This window comes from Natrinema caseinilyticum (assembly GCF_024227435.1).
GTDB classification, from domain to species: domain Archaea; phylum Halobacteriota; class Halobacteria; order Halobacteriales; family Natrialbaceae; genus Natrinema; species Natrinema caseinilyticum.
This window is the reverse complement of record NZ_CP100445.1, coordinates 1141828-1159511: the sequence shown is the minus strand read 5'-3', so window position 1 is coordinate 1159511 and position 17684 is coordinate 1141828. Positions and strand designations below refer to the sequence as shown.

At 65.8% G+C, this 17684-nt stretch carries 15 protein-coding genes and 1 pseudogene; 12 read left to right on the top strand and 4 right to left on the bottom strand.

Annotated features, from left to right (window positions below; all coding sequences use genetic code 11):
- Positions 1 to 72: 72 nt before the first annotated feature.
- Together NJT13_RS23410 and NJT13_RS05535 are read left to right on the top strand one after the other, a co-directional pair.
- Positions 73 to 909: pseudogene (locus NJT13_RS23410) on the top strand (PAS domain-containing protein); the annotation flags it as partial.
- Positions 910 to 918: 9 nt separating this feature from the next.
- Positions 919 to 2718 (top strand): sensor histidine kinase, encoded by a 1800-nt coding sequence (locus NJT13_RS05535; RefSeq protein WP_425499802.1) that lies wholly within the window; start codon positions 919 to 921, stop codon positions 2716 to 2718.
- 144 nt (positions 2719 to 2862) lie between these two features.
- Here the strand turns inward: NJT13_RS05535 and NJT13_RS05530 are convergent, their stop codons facing one another.
- Positions 2863 to 4239, bottom strand: coding sequence for an MFS transporter (locus NJT13_RS05530; RefSeq protein ID WP_254524534.1), 1377 nt, complete (start codon positions 4237 to 4239; stop codon positions 2863 to 2865).
- Positions 4240 to 4494: 255 nt separating this feature from the next.
- On the opposite strand from NJT13_RS05530, the gene NJT13_RS05525 reads away from it, so the two are divergent.
- Positions 4495 to 5220 carry a DUF502 domain-containing protein gene (locus tag NJT13_RS05525; RefSeq protein WP_254524533.1) on the top strand — a complete coding sequence of 242 codons (726 nt, stop codon included), beginning with the start codon at positions 4495 to 4497 and terminating at the stop codon, positions 5218 to 5220.
- A gap of 277 nt (positions 5221 to 5497) precedes the next feature.
- On the opposite strand, the gene NJT13_RS05520 is transcribed toward NJT13_RS05525, so the two are convergent.
- The 3 genes from NJT13_RS05520 to NJT13_RS05510 form a co-directional block, all read right to left on the bottom strand.
- Positions 5498 to 6433 (bottom strand): branched-chain amino acid transaminase, encoded by a 936-nt coding sequence (locus NJT13_RS05520; protein ID WP_254524532.1) that lies wholly within the window; start codon positions 6431 to 6433, stop codon positions 5498 to 5500.
- Between the two features lie 229 nt (positions 6434 to 6662).
- The gene (gene ribB / locus NJT13_RS05515; RefSeq protein WP_254524531.1) at positions 6663 to 7382 is read right to left on the bottom strand and encodes a 3,4-dihydroxy-2-butanone-4-phosphate synthase; all 720 of its coding nucleotides are present in this window, start codon (positions 7380 to 7382) and stop codon (positions 6663 to 6665) included.
- On the bottom strand, positions 7379 to 8086 hold the full coding sequence (locus NJT13_RS05510; RefSeq protein ID WP_254524530.1) for a CTP-dependent riboflavin kinase: 708 nt from the start codon (positions 8084 to 8086) through the stop codon (positions 7379 to 7381). The genes ribB and NJT13_RS05510 overlap by 4 nt, the downstream gene beginning before the upstream one ends.
- A 229-nt stretch (positions 8087 to 8315) precedes the next feature.
- Here NJT13_RS05510 and NJT13_RS05505 point away from each other — a divergent pair, with 229 nt between their 5' ends.
- The 9 genes from NJT13_RS05505 to NJT13_RS05465 are packed head-to-tail and all read left to right on the top strand — an operon-like array spanning position 8316 to position 17680.
- Positions 8316 to 9476: a glycosyltransferase gene (locus tag NJT13_RS05505; RefSeq protein ID WP_254524529.1), complete on the top strand. Its 1161-nt coding sequence runs from the start codon at positions 8316 to 8318 to the stop codon at positions 9474 to 9476.
- The gene (locus NJT13_RS05500) at positions 9473 to 10747 is read left to right on the top strand and encodes a glycosyltransferase (protein ID WP_254524528.1); all 1275 of its coding nucleotides are present in this window, start codon (positions 9473 to 9475) and stop codon (positions 10745 to 10747) included. The genes NJT13_RS05505 and NJT13_RS05500 overlap by 4 nt, the downstream gene beginning before the upstream one ends.
- A complete protein-coding gene (locus NJT13_RS05495) occupies positions 10744 to 11451 on the top strand; it encodes a glycosyltransferase family 2 protein (RefSeq protein WP_254524527.1) in 708 nt (235 codons plus the stop codon). Before NJT13_RS05500 ends, NJT13_RS05495 begins: the two co-directional genes overlap by 4 nt.
- Positions 11444 to 12610 carry a glycosyltransferase gene (locus NJT13_RS05490; RefSeq protein WP_254524526.1) on the top strand — a complete coding sequence of 389 codons (1167 nt, stop codon included), beginning with the start codon at positions 11444 to 11446 and terminating at the stop codon, positions 12608 to 12610. The genes NJT13_RS05495 and NJT13_RS05490 overlap by 8 nt, the downstream gene beginning before the upstream one ends.
- 22 nt (positions 12611 to 12632) lie before the next feature.
- Positions 12633 to 14054, top strand: a complete 1422-nt coding sequence (locus NJT13_RS05485) for a sulfatase-like hydrolase/transferase (RefSeq protein WP_254524525.1) — start codon at positions 12633 to 12635, stop codon at positions 14052 to 14054.
- Positions 14051 to 14206 carry a hypothetical protein gene (locus tag NJT13_RS05480; protein ID WP_254524524.1) on the top strand — a complete coding sequence of 52 codons (156 nt, stop codon included), beginning with the start codon at positions 14051 to 14053 and terminating at the stop codon, positions 14204 to 14206. The genes NJT13_RS05485 and NJT13_RS05480 overlap by 4 nt, the downstream gene beginning before the upstream one ends.
- Complete coding sequence (locus NJT13_RS05475) at positions 14203 to 15327, top strand: sulfatase-like hydrolase/transferase (RefSeq protein ID WP_254524523.1); 1125 nt, start codon at positions 14203 to 14205, stop codon at positions 15325 to 15327. The genes NJT13_RS05480 and NJT13_RS05475 overlap by 4 nt, the downstream gene beginning before the upstream one ends.
- Positions 15324 to 16241: an alkaline phosphatase family protein gene (locus NJT13_RS05470; protein WP_254524522.1), complete on the top strand. Its 918-nt coding sequence runs from the start codon at positions 15324 to 15326 to the stop codon at positions 16239 to 16241. The genes NJT13_RS05475 and NJT13_RS05470 overlap by 4 nt, the downstream gene beginning before the upstream one ends.
- Positions 16238 to 17680: an oligosaccharide flippase family protein gene (locus NJT13_RS05465; protein WP_254524521.1), complete on the top strand. Its 1443-nt coding sequence runs from the start codon at positions 16238 to 16240 to the stop codon at positions 17678 to 17680. The genes NJT13_RS05470 and NJT13_RS05465 overlap by 4 nt, the downstream gene beginning before the upstream one ends.
- Positions 17681 to 17684 lie beyond the last annotated feature (4 nt).

The following is a 17684-nucleotide window of genomic DNA, read 5'->3' as shown; positions in this document are numbered from 1 at the left end:
CCAAATTACCACCCGCGCCATCACACCGCGCGGCGTGTCTTTTATACCCGGTACCGGCTATCTAGCGGATCAATGAACACGCGTACGGACGCCACCAACGAGGTGTACTGGGGAGACGCCGATGACGAGGTGGCGCTCGAGCGGTACCGGACGCTCGTCGAGACGATCGACGACGGAATCTGCTACCTCGATCCGGATGGGACCGTCGTCGCGGTAAACGAGGCGCTCGTCGAGATGACGGGGTATCACCGCGACGAACTCGTCGGCGAACACGTCTCGCTCGTTCTCGCCGCCGACGACGTCGCTCGACTCGAACGCGAAATTTCGCGGCGAATCGAACCTCGAGACGACGCTGTCGTGAGCGTGGACCTTCTCGCACGCGCCGTCGACGGGGCGTCTGTTCCGTTGGAACTACGGGTCAATCCGGTCACGGACGACGGCGAGTTTCTGGGAACGATCGTCGTCGCTCGAGTGCGGTCCGAGCCGACGCGAGAGGGGATCCGCGAGGGGGAGCAGATTCGCGAGGGAACCGAGTCCCGAACGCGAGAGCGGGAACTAAAACGGTTCGAGCGAATGGTCGAAACCGTCGACGACGGCGTGTACGTGACCGACCACGACGGCCGATTCGTCTTCGTCAACGACGCGTTCGTCGCGATGAGCGAACACTCTCGAGAGGAGTTACTCGGCGCTCACGGTTCGCTGTTCTTCGGCGATCGATTCGTCGACACGGACGAGGAAGAGTGGCGAAAACTGGTCGACGGCGAGTGTGATTCGATCGATTTCGAGACCGAGGTTACCGGTCCGAACGGAGAGACGCGCACGGTTCAGAACCGGTTCGTCACCCTCGAGATCGGAACTGAACGAGGTCGCGTCGGCGTCACGCGAGACGTCACCGAACGCAAGGCGTACGAACGCGAACTGGAACGGTACGAGACGGTCGTCGAAACCGTCGGAGACGGCGTGTATCTCCTCGATGGGAACCACGAGTTCACGATGGTCAACAGCGCGTTCGCGTCGATGACCGGCTACGATCGCGACGAACTCGTCGGGTCGCACGCCGAGACGGTTTTCGGCGAGAAGTACGTCGAAGTCGCGAACGCCAAACAGGCCGAGATGGAGGACACGGGCTCCTCCGTCGCGGTATTCGAAGAGGAACTGTATCCGGCGACCGGCGACCCGCTGATCGTCGAGAGTCGGTTCACGCTGTTCGAGTTCGCCGACGACGAGCAGGGACGGATCGGCACCGTCCGCGACGTCTCCGATCGGGTCGCGTACGAACGCGAACTGGAACAGTACGAGACGATCGTGGAAACCGTCGACGACGGCATCTACGTGGTCGACGAGCAGGGTCGATTCACGATGGTAAACGACGCCTACGCGGAGATGACCGGCTACTCCCGGGCGGAGCTTCTCGGTTCGCACGTCTCCCTCGTCGCCGACGACGAGACGATCGAACGGGCACGCGAAGCGGAACGGGAGATGGCGACGGGGACGGCCGAGGGACCGATCGTCGAAGCCTCGCTCCGGACGGCGGACGGCAGGTCCGTGCCCGCGGAAGCGACGTTCTCGATGTTGTCCGACGACCATCGCGAACGAGTCGGCGTCGTCCGAGACATCTCGGACCGGAAAGCGCGCGAACGGGCGCTCGAGGAGAGCGAGCGTCTCTACCGCACCCTCGCGGAGAATTTCCCGAACGGCGCGGTCGGCCTGTACGACGAGGAATTGATTTACACCGCCGCCGGCGGCGAGTTGCTCGAGGAGTTCGGCATCCCCACGGACGACATCGTCGGCACGTCCATTCCGGATCTCTTTCCCACCGCCCTCTTCGAGGAGGTCGAGCGCTCCATCCGCGCGGTCTTCGACGGCGAATCGAACTCGTTCGAGACCGAGTACCAGGGCCGAAACCTGCTGTCGCAGTCGCTCCCCGTTCGAAACGCCGACGACGAGGTCTACGCCGGGATGCTCGTGACACAGGATATCACCGAACGCGAGGAGTACCGCCGGAAGCTCGAAGCCTCGAACGAACGCCTCGAGCAGTTCGCGTACGTCGCGTCTCACGACCTGCAAGAGCCCCTGCGAATGGTCACGAGTTACCTGCAACTGCTCGAGACGCGCTACGGTGACGCGCTCGACGAGGACGGCGAGGAGTTCCTGGCGTTCGCCGTCGACGGCGCCGAGCGGATGCGCGAGATGATCGACGGCTTGCTCGAGTATTCGCGCGTCGATACGCGCGGCGATCCGTTCGAACCGGTGGACCTGAACGACGTCCTCGAGTCCGTGCTTCACGACTTGCAGCTACGGATCGACGAACGCGACGCGCGGATCACGACCGAGGACCTTCCTCGAATCGAGGGCGACGCAAGCCAGGTTCGTCAGGTGTTTCAGAACCTGCTGAGTAACGCGATCACGTACAGCGGTGACGACCCGCCGGTGATCGATATCGCGGCCGAACGCGAGGGCGAGGCGTGGAAAATTTCTGTTCGCGACGAGGGCATCGGGATCGACCCGGACCACGCAGATCGCGTTTTCGAGGTGTTCCAGCGATTACACAGTCACGAAGAATACCCCGGGACGGGCATCGGGCTGGCGCTCTGTAAGCGCATCGTCGACCGCCACGGCGGCGAGATCTGGGTGGACTCTGAATCCGGCGACGGGACGACGATATCGTTCACGCTTCCCGCCGTTCACGCGTCCCGCGGTAGAAACGCGTCGCGGTGATCCGGGGGCGCCGAACGGGCGGCTCGAGCCCGTCGAATCGCGGCCGGTCTGCTCTCGAGTCCGGCCGTCCCGTCGACCCGCGTCCCCGCGACTGGCTCGAGCACTCGTCGTCGCGTCTGTCGAGACACTCGAGGCCCGGCGACGCTACCGATATGCTTCGAATTCCTCGCCGAAGAGGAGGAAATAGCCCGTCCCGAGCAATCCGATCGCCGACGCGAGTCCGAACGCGAGCGTCGGATCGCCGGCGACTACGCGCGCGCCGGTCAGGGGATTCGAGAAGCCGCCCCACAGCAACCCGCCGATCGCCGCGCTCGGAATGACGATCACGTTCCGCAGGAGGTAGTACGCGCCGGTCACCCGACCGCCGGCGCCCTGTTCGGCGGGCCCGACGATCAGCGCCTTGTGTGCGGGCAACCCGGCGAATCGCAGCCCCGAGAAGGCGAAGAGGACGGCGAGCACGGCGGCGTTGCGCGGGGCGTTTATCAGCAGGATCGGAAAGACCGCGTAGACGCCGAACCCGAGCGCGACGACCGGTTTGAGTCCGATTCGCTCGGCGGCTTTGGCGACCGGAACCATCGTCAGCAACGCCACCAGCATCTCGAGCCCGAGCAGGACGCCGAAGTACGACTGGGGCGACAGGTCGACGGTGCCGACGAGCGGGACGGAAAGCGCGAGTCCCACCTCGAGAAACCGCGTGACGACGATGACGAAGAAGACGTAGACCATCCCGTTGGCGAACCGGACCAGCGTGTCGCCGACGAGCAGCGGTCGGAGTTCGTCGGGCATCGCCCGGAGATCGGCGAGCAGCTGGGCGAGGCCCTCGAACTCCGTCCCGATACCGTCCTCGTCGGCTTCGTAGAGGACGTGCTGAACGATCGTCCCGAGGACGCCGAAAAGTACCGCGACGAACAGGATGAGCCGAAAGGCGGTGCGGATCTCGCCGTCGCTCGAGCCGAAGGGGTAGAACAGCGCCGCCGCGAACAGTGGCCCGACGAGAAAGGCGGTGCGGCGGAACGTCTCGGTGCTCGCGAAGCCGGCGGCCAGGTGCGAGGGGGAGACCGCTTGCTTGACGATGGCGAACGTCGCCCCGAGCCCGAACGACTTCCAGGCCTGTGCGAGTACCAACCCGACGAATATCGCGACGACCGCAAGCGACGTCGGCCCGACGGAGACGTCCGCGACTGCCGGGGCCGCGAGCCAGACGGCGAACCCGAGCGTCGAACACAGCCCGAACGCCGTTAGCGCGTACCGCGAGCCGAGACGGTCCGAAATCGCCCCGCCTGGGTAGGGGTAGACGGCACTGATCACGTTGCCGACCGTCCCGAACAGGCCGACCACGAACACCGACGCGCCGAGCGCGGCCATGTACTCGGCCATGTACCGGCTGGTCATCTGGAACCCGAGACTGAACGCGAACATCGCGACCGAGAGGACGAGCACGTCCCGCTCGAGGGCGAAGAACTGACGGAACGCGTCCAGCGGATCGGCCTCCTCGTCCGCGGGCTCCTGCTCGAGGCTCATACGTATCGGTGCTCAGCGCGCGGACATCAAATTTGGCCGGCCGGTCGCTTCGGTCCACGATCGGAAGACGACGACGGGACCGGATCTAAGCGACGACGGCACCCGGCCGGCGGACGGCGACGCCTTCGATCTGCGGGCCCCGCTCGAGACTCCCGATCGCCGTCGGTGTGTCCACAAATGGCATACGCGGCGGCGGTTTCTCGGCGGATACGACAAAGGGAAGGGCTCATTAGCCAGTAGTGTGAGGTGACGGACATGGCTTCGTGGAAGCGGGATTTCGCGAGTGGGCTGATCGTCCTCGGCCCGATCCTCATCACGCTCTACGCTATTTACTGGCTCTACGGACTGATCGCCGGTGTGACCCCCGGTCTCATTCTCGATCAGGCGGCGCTCAAGCCGTTGATCCCCGGCTCGACCGAGCAGGCCGTCCAGACGCGCGAGCAGATCGCTCAGTTTCTCCGCGTGATCGTCGCGCTGACCGTTTTCATCATTCTCACGTTTTCCGTCGGATACCTCATGCGGACGACCGTGGGCGGGCTCGTCGAACGGCTCGTCGACAACGTCGCGAACCGCGTGCCAGTGGTTCGCGTCGTCTACAACGCCTCGAAGATGGCCGCCGAGACCGCCTTCGGCGAGCAGGAATCGCTCCAGAAGCCGGTCAAAATCGAAACCTGGGAGGGCTTGCGGATGACGGCGTTCAAAACGGGAAAAGTGACCAGCGACGGCCGTGAGGTTCTCTTCCTTCCGACCTCGCCGAACATCACGACCGGCTACGTCGTCGAAGTCCAGCCCGACGAAATCACGGAACTCGAGGAGGACGTCGAGGACGCCCTGACCCGAATCCTTTCGGCCGGCTTCGGCGACGCCAACCGTCGCGGCATGAACGCCGGCGTCTCGATCGACGTCATCGACGAGGCGCGAGTCGACCGCGACGACCGAACCGACCAGACCGATCAGGTCGAGCGAGCGAACGACGACTAACGACCGTTTGTGCTGCGCTCCCCCTTCCGTTCCGTGACGCGACGCGTCACTCCACGTCAGTCGTCGGCCCGCTCGCTCGTTTCACTCGCTCGCGGTCGACACCGGGTGGCGGCCTGCCTTTCCCCGGGTCGCGCGCCTCTCGCGGTGCTCGAGGCGTGCTCCCGGCCACGCCAGTCGATCGATCGATAGAGGGCAGTACGAACGGTTCAGTGATTCGTGTCGGCGTTCGGTACCTATCTGGAGAGCGATTAGATGCGTTCGGACCGAGCAGGCGCTCTCAGACGTCGACGTACTCGAACCACTCGTCGTATTCGTCGGAACCCCGTTCGACGATGTCGAAGAACTCCTGCTGGAGTTCTTCGGTGACGGGGCCGCGGGTGCCGTCGCCGATGACGACGTTGTCGACTTTCCGGATGGGCGTGATCTCGGCCGCGGACCCGGTAAAGAACAGTTCGTCGGCCGTGTTGAGTTCGCCGCGGGAGATGGACACGTTGTCGTGGACGGTATACCCGTTGTCTTCCGCGATCTGGATCACGGAGTCGCGAGTGATGCCGTCGAGGATCGACTCGGAGAGGCCGGGGGTGTAGAGTTCGCCATCCCGAACCAGGAAGACGTTCTCGCCGGGCCCCTCGGCGACGTTGCCCTCCTTGTTGAGGACGATCGCTTCGGCGTAGCCGTTCCGGCGCGCTTCCTCGCCCGCGAGCATGCTGTTGACGTAGAGGCCGGTGGTCTTGGCGTTCGTCGGTATCTGACTCGAGGAGTGCTTTCGCCACGAGGAGATCATCACGTCGATCCCGTTCTCGAGGGCGTCTTCGCCGAGATAGGCACCCCACGGCCAGGCGGCGATGGCGGTGCGCGTCGGACAGTCCTTGGGACTGACGCCCAGCGAGTTGTAGCCGTAGAAGGCGATCGGTCGCACGTAACAGGAGGGGAGCCCCTGGCGCGTGATGAGTTCCTTCGTCGCCTCGGTGAGTTCGTCTTTCGTGTAGTCGACGTCCATCTCGTACGGTTTCGCGGACTGGAACAACCGCTCTAAGTGTTCCTCCCAGCGAAAGAGTGCCGGACCCGATTCGGTGTCGTAACAGCGTGCGCCTTCGAAGACACCGCTTCCGTAGTGGAGTCCGTGTGTGAGAACGTGGATCTGCGCGTCGTCCCAGTCGACGAACTCGCCGTCCATCCAGATCGTGTCGACGTCCATCTCGTCGAATCCCATAATCGAATGTGTTGCAAGTCACTCTACTAAGTATTCGCGATTCCGCTCGAATCGTTCGACGAGGACGATTCAGGTTCTCCCTCGACCTGCCGGGAGAGTCGGCGGATCAGTCGTCTCCCGCGAACCCGTGCGTGCGACGGTCGTCCGCGAGTACGCCAGTCAAAATATGCGTGAGGCGACGTGTCGAGAGACGTGGGTGCGCCGTCGCGTTCGAGACGGACGGAGACCGCTATTCGAGCCGTTCGACGATCTCGCGGCCCTCGAGGTAGGCGAAGTCGTATCGGTCCGCGTAGCCCAGGGCGTCGGCGGGCGAGAGCGCCGTGCCGGTTTCGTCGTCGAGCATCTCACAGACGACGACGGCCGGCGCGAGGTCGGCGGCGTCGGCGAGGGCGAGTCCCAGTTCCGTGTGGCCCTCCCGCTGGGCGAGCAGATCGGGCGCGCCCTTGAGCAGGTGGACGTGGCCCGGGACCCGAAACTGCTCGGCGAAGGCGACCCGATCGGGTGCGTCGGCGGCGTCGCCGAGTGCCTGGATGGTCGTCGAGCGGTCCTCGTCGGTGATTCCCGTGTACGTATCGCGATGGTTGACCGTCAGCGAGAACGACGACCGATCGTCGTAGCCGAGTTCGTGGTCGGCCGTCGCGGGGTGATCGACGGCGTCCGAGTAGAACGGGAGGTCGAACGCCTCCGCGACGTCGTGGGCGAGCGCGACACAGACCAGTCCCCCGGCGTCGTTTCGCAGCCGTGCGACCGCCCGCGGCGAGACCGCATCGGCGTGATAGATCAGGTCCGTTTCGCCCTCCCGGTCCGCCGCGTCGTGAACGAGTATCGGCTCGCCCCGTCGGAGCGACTCGAGGGCGTTCTCGAAGGGGTCGGCCGCGGCGTTCGCGCTCGAAGTGGCCGCGTTCGCGCGGTCCGCGTTCGACCGCGGACCGGCGTGGTAGCCCGTCATTCGCGATCACCCACCGAGACGGTCACGTGATCGCCGTCCTCGAGGCCGAGTTCCTCCCGAAGCTTTTCGGGCGCGATGACCTCGAGCTGGTCGTCGTCGTGGTGGGTGCGCTCGGGGGCGATAGTGTGGGCGTTCTCGTAGACGTCACCGTCGGTGGTCTCGATCGTGGCGGCATAACAGACTGCGGGGCCGTAGGTCCGCTCGTCGGACTCCCAGCCGTCGATGGGGACGGGTTCGAGCGACGCCATGGCGCTGCGCCGGCGGACGCTGTCCTCGCGGAGATCGACGTTCAACGTCCCGGGGAACGGCTCGTAGCCGAGCCGGTCTTCGAACTGGCGCTGGTAGCCCGACAGGGAGATGTAATGGCGTCCCTCGCCCATCCCGCTCGTGACGGTGCCGTCGAGTTCGATCGTCGACTCCCGCTCGAAGATGCGACGGTAATCCTCGTACTCGGCGTGAAGCGTTCGCTCGCCCGAGTCGGTGATCGAGACCCACTGGCCGTCGCTGACCGTGTCGCGCTCGAGTAACGACGCGCTCTCGAGTCGTTGGAGCCGTCGCGAGGCGGTCTGGTTCGACGCGTCGAGGCGGTCGGCGAGGTGAGAACAGGAGATCTTGACGTCGCCTTCGAGCCCGCCCTGGAGTGCGAGGAGTTTGAGCACCGCGAGCTCGTCGTGGCCGACGGCGGACTCGGTTGACACAGACATACACGCAGGTATACTGTAGTCCCGTAAAAGAATATCGGATGTGGCATGCATCACGAAACTGTGATGCCGTTCACGATCGTTTCTCTCGTACACCGAGATGCCGAGCGGGGTGGAAAAAACCACCGATCGGACCGTTCGGTTCGCGAACTATCCACGGGGACTTAAGATAACTTTCTATAGCAAGGGGTCTGTCTTTAATGAGAGCTGTACTCTGTTGAGGTATACTCGCATGAAGCGTCTCGTCGAGGCCCTGTTCGGGTTAGTTGCACTGACGGGTCTCCCGTATCTAATCTACCTGGGTTCGTACTACCTCCGGCAGCCGTCCGGAACGCCCGCGGATACGTGGCCGGAAGAGCCGTCGGTCAGTATCGTCCTGCCGACGTACAACGAAGCCGCGATCGTCGAATCGAAACTCGAGGAACTGGTCACCCTCGACTACCCCATGGAGAAGGTCGAGATCGTCGTGGTCGACTCGAGCGACGACGAGACGGCCGAACTGGTCGAGGACTTCTTCGCCGGCCGACGGGCCCCGTCGCTTTCGCTCCTCCGTGAGGACGAGCGTCGAGGACTCGCGACGGCGCTGAACGAGGCCTACGCCGCCGCGGAGAACGAGGTCGTCATCAAGACCGACTGCGATTCGCGCCTCGCCTCCGACGCCGTTCGGAAGGCGGTCGCGAATCTCGCCGATCCCGACGTCGCGGGGGTGACCGGCCGGAACGCGGAGGTCATCGGCGACAGCGAGGTCGAGCAGGGTTATCGAGACATCCAGACGATGATCCAGGTCCTCGAGTCGCACATCGACTCGACGCTGATCTTTCACGGTCCGTTCTCGGCGTTCGAACGCGACGCGATCGTCCCGATCGACGAGGACTCGATCGCCGACGACACCGAACTCGCCCTCAAAATCCGGCGCAACGGCGGCCGCGTCGTCTTCGACCCCGAGATCCACTACAAGGAGGCGGCCCACTCCGCGTTCGGCAAGCGCCGCGAGCAGAAAGACAGACGCGCGATGGGACTCCTTCGATTACTGTGGCGACAGCGCGACGCGCTGGGCCGACACGGGGCGTACGGTCGCATCGTGTTGCCGTTCAACTGGTGGTTCATGATGGTCTCGCCGTGGCTCGTCGCCACCGGCGTGACCGTGGCCACGGTCGGTTCGCTGGCCGTTCTCGGGCCGTTCGGGCTGGTGACGCCGGCCGGCGTCCTCGCGTTCACCGCCCTCGGCTCCCGCGACGCGCTCGGCCCGCTCCAGCCGTTTTACTCGCTTTTCGACACGCAGATCTCGCTGCTCCGCGCGAGCGTCTCCCTCGTCCGCGCTCGCGGTGACGAGGCCGAATCCCACGACGGCACCTGGGAACCCGACCGAGAACTCCGCGAGGTGTTACAGTGACCGACGTGGCGATCCTCCACGACCGGTTTCCGGGAATCGGCGGCGGCGAAGAGTTCGCTATCGAGGCCGCGCGCGTCCTCGACGCGCCGATTTACACGACCTACGTGGCCGACGGGACGGACCTTCCCCCGGACGTCGACGTGATCCCGTTTCGCCAATCCAAGTACACCTCGCTGCCGTGGCGGCCCTTCCTCGAGTGGAAGAACGAGGGGATGAACCCGCTCGAGACGCTCAACGTGGCGCTCGACATGACCGACGCGCACCCGGATCTCGCCGCGTACGACGTGATCCTCGAGAGCGCGCCGCTGTCGAAATATTACGTCCCGCAGGTCGACCAGCGGATCGTCCACTACCCCCACAGTCCGCCGCGGTGGCTCTACGACCTGTACCGGGATCGGCTCTCGTCGTTCGATACACCGATCGTCGAGGCCGGTATCAAGGCCTACGCGAAAGTGTGGCGGGCGCTCGACAAGGAGGCCAACGACTACGTCGACCAGTTCGTCGCGAACAGCGAACTGGTCCGGGACCGGATCCGACGGTTCTACGGCCGCGACGCGGTGGTCGTCTATCCGCCGGTTACGGGCGACTGGCGAAACGAGGGCGACGACGGCTACTTCGTCACCTGGTCGCGACTCGCCCCCGAAAAGCGGATCGACCTGATCGCGACGGCCTTTGCGGGGCTCGACGAACGGCTCGTCATCGCCGGCGACGGCAAACAGCGCGACAAACTCGAGGACTTCGCAACCGCCCACGACAACATCGAGGTCCGGGGATACGTCGACGACATCGAGTCGCTCGTCGCCCGGGCGACCGCGGTCGTCTACGCACCGAAACAGGAGGACTTCGGCCTCGTGGGCGCGGAAACCATGATGGCCGGCAAACCGCTGCTCGGCGTAAACGAGGGGTTCACCCGGTATCAGGTGCAAGGCGGTCGGACGGGCCTGCTCTTCGAGCCGACAGTCGCGTCGATTCGAGAGACGGTTCGGCGGTTCGACCCCGCCGATTTCGATCCCGCCGAGATCCGGGAGGCCGCCAGGTGCTACGAATACGAGTGCTTCGCGAAGAATCTCCGAACCGTTACCGGGGAGACGGCCGTCGCCGACGTCGACGCCTCGAAACTGGAACCGACCCGGCCGGATCGGATCGACGACGCGGGATCGTCGGAGTCGACGCAGGATCGCGACGAGACCCGGCCCCAGACGGTCGAGGAACTGACGGGGGGCGTCGACGACACTGCTGACAGCGAACTCGAAGGGGTGACCGATCAGTGACGGCGAGGGCGGCGAGCGCCTTTCTGCGGCCGATCGGACACCCCGACCCCGCCGTCTCCGTCGTCGTTCCGACGATCCCCGAGAACGACCACGATGCGGTCGTCGCCGCACTCGAGCGCCAGACCGCCGCCGACTACGACGTTCTCGTCGTAAACGACCCCGACCTGGGCGTCTGCGAGGCGCGAAACCTGGGCCTCGAGCGGGCCGACGGAGAGATCGTCGCCTTCACCGACGACGACTGCCGGCCGCCGGTCGGCTGGGTCGAGGCGATCCGTCGAGCCTTCGACGAGCGTGACGACCTCGTACTTCTCGAGGGGCCTGTCGACGGCGGGATGACCTACGAGGGACGACGCAAGTATCCCACCTGTAACCTCGCGGTCGATCGCCGGACGGCTATCGACGCCGGCGGGTTCGACGAACGGTTCGAATACTGGCGCGAAGACACGGAGTTCGGCTGGCGCATGGAGGAGTACGGAACGGCCGTCTACGACGAACGCGTACGCATGGTCCACCCCGACAGACCGCGGTCGTCGATCGTCCGGGAAAACGAGCGACTGCTGCGGCGCCGCCATCCGGAGAAATACGAGGCGGTCGTCGTTCCGGACACGCTCGCCGGCCGAGTCAACGACTGGCTCTGGCGGAAGGGCGTCTGGGACGCCGTCGATGCCGTTCGCTACGGGACGGGGGTGAGAGGGCGTGGCTGACGTGTTGATGCTCCACCAGTTCCACCAGCCCCATCACGCACACCGCGTCTTCGGCGACGCCGTCGACGCCGACTACCGCCACTTCGAGACGGGGGCGGAGATCGGTGGCCCCGAAGCGAACCTCGACTCGATGCTGGCGCGACTTCAGACCGCCGTCGACCTCGAGTCCTACGACGTCGTGATCGGCGAGGGAACGACGCCGATCTACACGTTGCTGTTCTACAAACTGTTCAATCGGTGGGACGCACGCGTCGTCCCGCTGATCGCCGACGAGACGTTCCTGAAGATCCGCGATCAGCACACCCACCGGGTCTGGCGTCACGTACTCGGGCCCGTGATGAGTCGCGCCGTCTCCGGCGCCATCGCCGTCGGCGACCGCGCGCGCTCGTGGGCCAGCCGGTATCTCGCGGTCCCGTTCGAAATCGTCCACCCGCCGATCGCCGATGCAAAGTACGAGGCCCTCGAGCCCATCGGCCGTCGGGTCTGCTCGGCGGCCGATCGAGTCGACCGGGAATCCGACGCTGCGGCGACACGCACCGACGGATCCGGCGTCGGGGGCGCCACCGACGAATCCGGTCCCGACCCCGGCGCTACCGGCTCCGACTCGAGCGCCACCGGCAAAGGCTCGCGTAGCGAACCGACCCGGATCCTCCACGCCGGTACCGTGAGCGATCGAACTGCCGTCGCGAAGAAGAACGTCGACCTCCTCGCTCGAGTGGTCGCCAGCCGTTCGGACTGGACGCTCCGACTGCTCGGCTCCGGCCACGACCAGTTCGATTACAGCGGTCACTCCGGCGTCGAGGCACCCGGCTACCTCGAACTCGCGGACTTCGCCGCCGAGTTCGCGGCGGCCGACGTCTACGTCCAGGCGAGTTCCGGCGACGCGTTCCCGGTCGCGACCCTCGAGGCGATGCTCGCGGGCCTCCCGACCGTCGTCTCGACGGAAACGGGGACTCGAGAACTCGTCGAGGACGTCGATCCGTTGCTGGTTCGCGCGCCGACCGCGCGGGACGTGCGGTGGGGGATCGAGTACGCCCGCTCGCTGACGGCCGACGAGCGCCGAGAGCGGGGGGCCGCCCTTCGGGAGCGAGTGACGCCCCTCACCGAGTCGAATCAGGCCACAGAATTTCGGCGTGCCGTGACCGAGGTGGTCGCGTGACTCGACCGTCCGTGAGACGAGTATGACCAGAAACGTCGTCCTGATCTGCCTCGATACGGTCCGCAAGGACTATTTCGACGACTACGCGCCCCGGTTACAGGAGCTGGCGAGCGTCTCCTTCGAGCAGTGTCGGGCCGCAAGCGGGTGGAGTACGCCCAGCCACGCCAGCATTCTGACGGGCGCGTTGCCCCACCAGCACGGGATTCACACCCACAACCGGGACTTCGCCGACCTCTCGCGGTCGGACACGTTCCTGGCCGACATCCCTGATCACACCGCACTGGGTGCCAGCGCGAACGTCTACGCCAGTTCCACCTTCGGCTTCGACGCCGTCTTCGACCGCTACTCCGACATCGCACCCCACCGCCGATTCCCCGACGGGATGGACATGGAGAAGTTCATCCAGGATCGCGACGAGGACGGCGTCCGGCGCTACCTGGAGTTTCTTCGCGCGGCCCTCCGCCACGATCACACGCTGGAAAGCCTCGGTAACGGCGTGCTATTCAAGGCGAACGACCTCTTCCGTCGCGCGCCGGTGCCGAAAGTCCTCGACGATGGCGCGTCGATCGTCTCGAGCGAGGGGCGCTCGATGGTCGATTCGACCGAGGGGCCGTTCTTCCTGTTCACCAATTTTATGGACGCTCACGGGCCGGTTCACCACGTTCTGGGCTACGACAGGAACCTCCACTCCGCCCCGAACGACTGGACGTCCTTCGCCTTCGACGACTGGGAGATCAACATCGAGGGCGTCTCGGCCGACCACGAACAGGATATCCGGTATCACCGCGAGCTGTACGGTGCGGCGATCGACTATCTCGATCGAACGGTCGCCTCGTTTATCGCCGAGATTCAGCGCCAGACGGACCGGGAAACGACGTTCGTCGTCACCGCCGATCACGGGGAAAATCTGGCCTATCCCGAAGACGACGACCTGTTCGGCCACACGAGCAGTCTCACGGAGTCGCTGTTGCACGTTCCGTGTTACCTGATCAACCCGCCCGAGGGGTACGAGCCGACCGAACCGTCGTACTTCAGTCACCTCGAGCTCGGCGACCTCATCGTCGGCCTGGCGAACGACGAGACGCCGTCTCTCTTCCGAGAGCGCGTCCCGGCGGAGCTGATCGGCGTCAGCATCGGCGGTCCGCCGGGCGGTCCCGAGGAATACCGCTACTGGGATCGGATGCTCCGCTGCGCGTACGACGGCGAACGCAAGTACGTCTGGGATTCGCTCGGCGCCAGCCGGAAGTACGAAATCGATCACGAGCGGCCCTGCTGGCAGCGACGGGCAAACAACGACGACGTCGCCATCCCGTCGTGGGCGCGGGCGTTCTTCGACGTCGAAATTCGCGCGTACAAGGAACGCGCGCAGGCGATCGAAACGGATACGGACCAGGACGTCGATGCGACGGTCGAACGGCGACTCGAGGAGTTGGGATACAGATGAGCGAGGGACCGTTCCGATCGACCGCGACCGCTGGCTCGACGTGGAACGCCGAGTCGACGGCCGTCGTCGGCGACGCGACGAAACTCGAGTCGATGGCCGACCCGGCCTCAGAGGGCCGCGACACTGCTCGATTCCGACGGAGTAATCGATGACAGGCGATACCACACACGACCGGACGTTGCTCGTGACCGTCGATTCGTTGCGCTACGATCACTTCGACCAGATGCCCCGAACGCGGCGCTTCCTCAAGCGCACTCACGACCGGGCCTTCGCGACCAGTACGGCGACGCTCGGGAGCGTGCCAGCCATCGTCGGCGGCGAGTACGCGTCGGGAGGCGGACTCGAGAGCGAGCGGAGCGTGGCACACGAGTTCGAGCCCTACAGCGCCGGCATCACCACCAACCATCTGCTTTCCTCGGAGTACGGGTACGACGCTGGCTTCGACTCGTTCGCGTCGCCGAAAGGTGGCGGGGAGTCGATAAAGGACAGGGGCGCGGTCCTGTTGCAACGCGGGACGCTCGCCCACCGCGTCGCGACGTGGGGGTGGAACCGCTACCAGCAGGCCCGGAGCCTCGTCGGCGAGGTCGAAAAGTCGTTCCGCCGTGCCGACGACGTAATCGAGTCGTTCCGGCGGGAGATCGGCGGCCGAGAGTCGTGGTTCGGCTGGCTCCACTTCATGGAACCGCACCACCCCTACGATCCCGATGGCGCGCCGGTGAGCCGCGACGAGGCCCAGCGCGTCACGAGAACCGTACTCGCCGGTGGCGGCTCCGAATCCGACGAAGAACTGGTTCGGAGGCTCTATCGACGTGAAGTCGCCGAACTCGACGCCGCCCTCGACCCCCTCTGGGAGGCCGTTCCGGACGACGCGCGCGTAGTTTTCTGTGCCGACCACGGCGAGTTACTCGGCGAGGACGATTTGTGGGGCCATCCCGGCGAACTGCGCCGGGAACTGCTCCACGTTCCGTTCGGCACCCGGAACGCCCCCGATCTCGGCGAGGTCGTCTCGCTCGTCGACGTCCCCTCGATTCTGGTCGGGCGCGAACACGGCGTCGGCACGCTCGAGCGCGAGCGGGCGTTCGCCTCCTACGGAGATCGAACGGCCGCGATGGACGACCGCTTGCTGGCGACCGGCGACGGGACCCTCACGCTTTCGACCGGCGAACCGGCGAGCGATCCCGACCTCGAGCGAGCGCGTCGGCGGTTCGATCCGGCGTACGTCGTCAAAGAGGAAGCCTTGCAGGAAGACCTGGAGGATCTCGGGTACGTATGACGGTGCTCGTCCTCGCGCTGGACGCGCTCGACGAAGGATTGATCGACCACTTCGACGTCTCCGCCTTCCGACTCGAGTCGTCCGGACCGCTCGAGACCTTCGCTCATACCAAGGACGTGCCGTACACGCCGGAGGTGTGGGCGACAGTCGCGACGGGGCTTCCACCGGCGGACCACGGGATCTCCGCGGCCGGGACGAGCGAGTGGGACAACCCGGCGCTCGAGTTCGCCTCGCGATTCACGGGTCGCCTCTCGGAGGGGACGCGCGGGTCTCTCGGCAGGTTCGTCCGAACGCGAACCGGCGAGCGCGAGCGAATCGGCGAAACCGATCGCGAGTCGATGTTCGACGCCGCGGACGCGGTCGTTCACAACTGGCCCGGCGTCCAGGACGGCCGACCGCTCCAGCGGGCCTGGGACCTGATGAACGCCGTGTCGGAGGGCATGGGGCGAAGCGAGTTCGAACGGGAACTGTTCGGTCAGGCCGCGGGGCAGTTCGGCTGGGCTCGAGAGATGGTGCGTCATCCGGTCTCGATCGCCGGCGTCCACGTCCACGCCCTCGACGCGGCGGGTCACGCCTACGCCGACGACGAGGCCGCGCTCGGGCGCGCCTACGAGCGGATCGGCGGCTTCGTCGACGAGGTGGCCGACGCGCTCGGTCCCGACGACGAACTGGTCGTCCTCTCCGATCACGGCATGCGGACGGCGTTTTACCCGCCCGACGCCGACGAAGATCCCGCGAGCCACTCCTGGCGGGCCTACGCGAGTACGACAGCCGAATCCCGTCCCGAGTCCGTCTACGGCGTTCGGGAGTGGGTGGAAACGCGGGCCGCGACCGCCACTACTACGGACGACGACGGTGACGAGGCTATCGAGATGCCGACCGACCGACTGCGCGAACTCGGCTACCTGGAATGACCGCCGCCTCGAGCGTGAGTCTCGGCGGCGAGACCGTCAAAGCCACCGCCGCGAAGTTCACGATGGCCGCCGTCGGATTCGTCGGGACGATCGTCTTCGCGCGCATCCTCGGACCGACCGCGTTCGGCGGGTTCTATCTGTTGTTCGCGCTCGTCAAGCTCACCGACCGCGCCGTGGTCGGGTGGGGTGTCGCGGTCAAGAAACGCTACTCGGAGGCGGGATCCCCGAAGGCGGAACTACTCGGCAGTCAATTCGCCTTTTCAGTCGGCTGGATCCTTCTCGCGGCCGTCGCGGTCGCGGTCGCCGCACCGTGGCTGATCGCGTATACGTCCCTGCCGGAGGCGCCGATTCTGTTCCTCGTCCTGATCGCGGCCGTCTCCCTCTACGAGCCGATCGACAGCATCGTCCAGGCGCAGGGCCGCATCGGGGCCTCGATGTGGACCGATACCCTCCGCTCGCTGCTTACGTTCCCGTTGCAACTCGGGCTGGTTCTCCTGGGACTGGGCGCCGCCGGGATGGCTTACGGACTCGCCGCCGCGACCGTCCTCTCGCTGCCCGTCCTCTGGTACTTCGTCCCCGCGTCTCCCGCGGTCCCGGGACGGGACACGCTCTCTAACCTCTGGTCGTACGCTCGATACAGCAGCGTCAACGCGCTGCTCGGAACCGCCTACGACCGATTCGACGTCCTCCTGCTCGGCTGGCTGTTGGCCCCCGCCGCCGCCGGCAACTACGAGGTCGCGTTCAAACTCACCGTCCCCGCGACGTTCGTGATGATGGCCGCCTCGAGCGGGCTGATGGCCCGCGTGAGCCACCGTCACAGCAAGGGCGAGAGCCTGAGCGAGGACGTCTCGAACACGCTGGCCTTTACGAGCATCGTCGCGATCCCGATGTTCTTCGGCGCACTCGCGCTGTCCGATCGGCTGGTGGTCACCTTCTACGGTCCCGACTACGCCGACGCGGCGTCGCTGCTGGTCGGCCTCGCGCTCTACCAGCTCGTCAGGACTCAGAGCGGAACCCTCTCGCAGGTCGTCGACGGGATCGATCGGCCCGACGTCAACACCCGCATCTCGGCGCTGACGCTCGGATTCAATATTCTCCTCGGCATCGCGCTGACGCTTACCTACGGCGCGATCGGTGTCGTCGTCGCGACGATCGCCGCGGAGTCGCTTCGATACGGTGCGACCGCGTACGTCGTCACACAATACGTTCCGGGCGCGGAACTGTTCCCGCGGACCCTGGCGGAGCAGTTCGCCGCGAGCGTCCTCATGTTCGCCGTGGTCGTTCCCACGGCAAACGCAGTGGTGATCGATCGCTGGTACCATCTCCTCGCGGTCGTCGCCCTGGGTGGGACGGTCTACGCCCTCACGCTAGCGGCGATCAGTCGCAAACTCCGCGTCACGGTCGAGGGTGTCGTCCGAAGTTCGCGACTCGAGTTGTAGCTCG

Coding starts and splice junctions, on each gene's coding strand:
- NJT13_RS05530 (WP_254524534.1), bottom strand. CDS start 4,239: ATGAGCCTCGAGCAGGAGCCCGCGGACGAGGAGGCCGATCCGCTGGAC.
- NJT13_RS05525 (WP_254524533.1), top strand. CDS start 4,495: ATGGCTTCGTGGAAGCGGGATTTCGCGAGTGGGCTGATCGTCCTCGGC.
- NJT13_RS05520 (WP_254524532.1), bottom strand. CDS start 6,433: ATGGGATTCGACGAGATGGACGTCGACACGATCTGGATGGACGGCGAG.
- ribB (WP_254524531.1), bottom strand. CDS start 7,382: ATGACGGGCTACCACGCCGGTCCGCGGTCGAACGCGGACCGCGCGAAC.
- NJT13_RS05510 (WP_254524530.1), bottom strand. CDS start 8,086: ATGTCTGTGTCAACCGAGTCCGCCGTCGGCCACGACGAGCTCGCGGTG.
- NJT13_RS05505 (WP_254524529.1), top strand. CDS start 8,316: ATGAAGCGTCTCGTCGAGGCCCTGTTCGGGTTAGTTGCACTGACGGGT.
- NJT13_RS05485 (WP_254524525.1), top strand. CDS start 12,633: ATGACCAGAAACGTCGTCCTGATCTGCCTCGATACGGTCCGCAAGGAC.
- NJT13_RS05480 (WP_254524524.1), top strand. CDS start 14,051: ATGAGCGAGGGACCGTTCCGATCGACCGCGACCGCTGGCTCGACGTGG.
- NJT13_RS05475 (WP_254524523.1), top strand. CDS start 14,203: ATGACAGGCGATACCACACACGACCGGACGTTGCTCGTGACCGTCGAT.
- NJT13_RS05470 (WP_254524522.1), top strand. CDS start 15,324: ATGACGGTGCTCGTCCTCGCGCTGGACGCGCTCGACGAAGGATTGATC.
- NJT13_RS05465 (WP_254524521.1), top strand. CDS start 16,238: ATGACCGCCGCCTCGAGCGTGAGTCTCGGCGGCGAGACCGTCAAAGCC.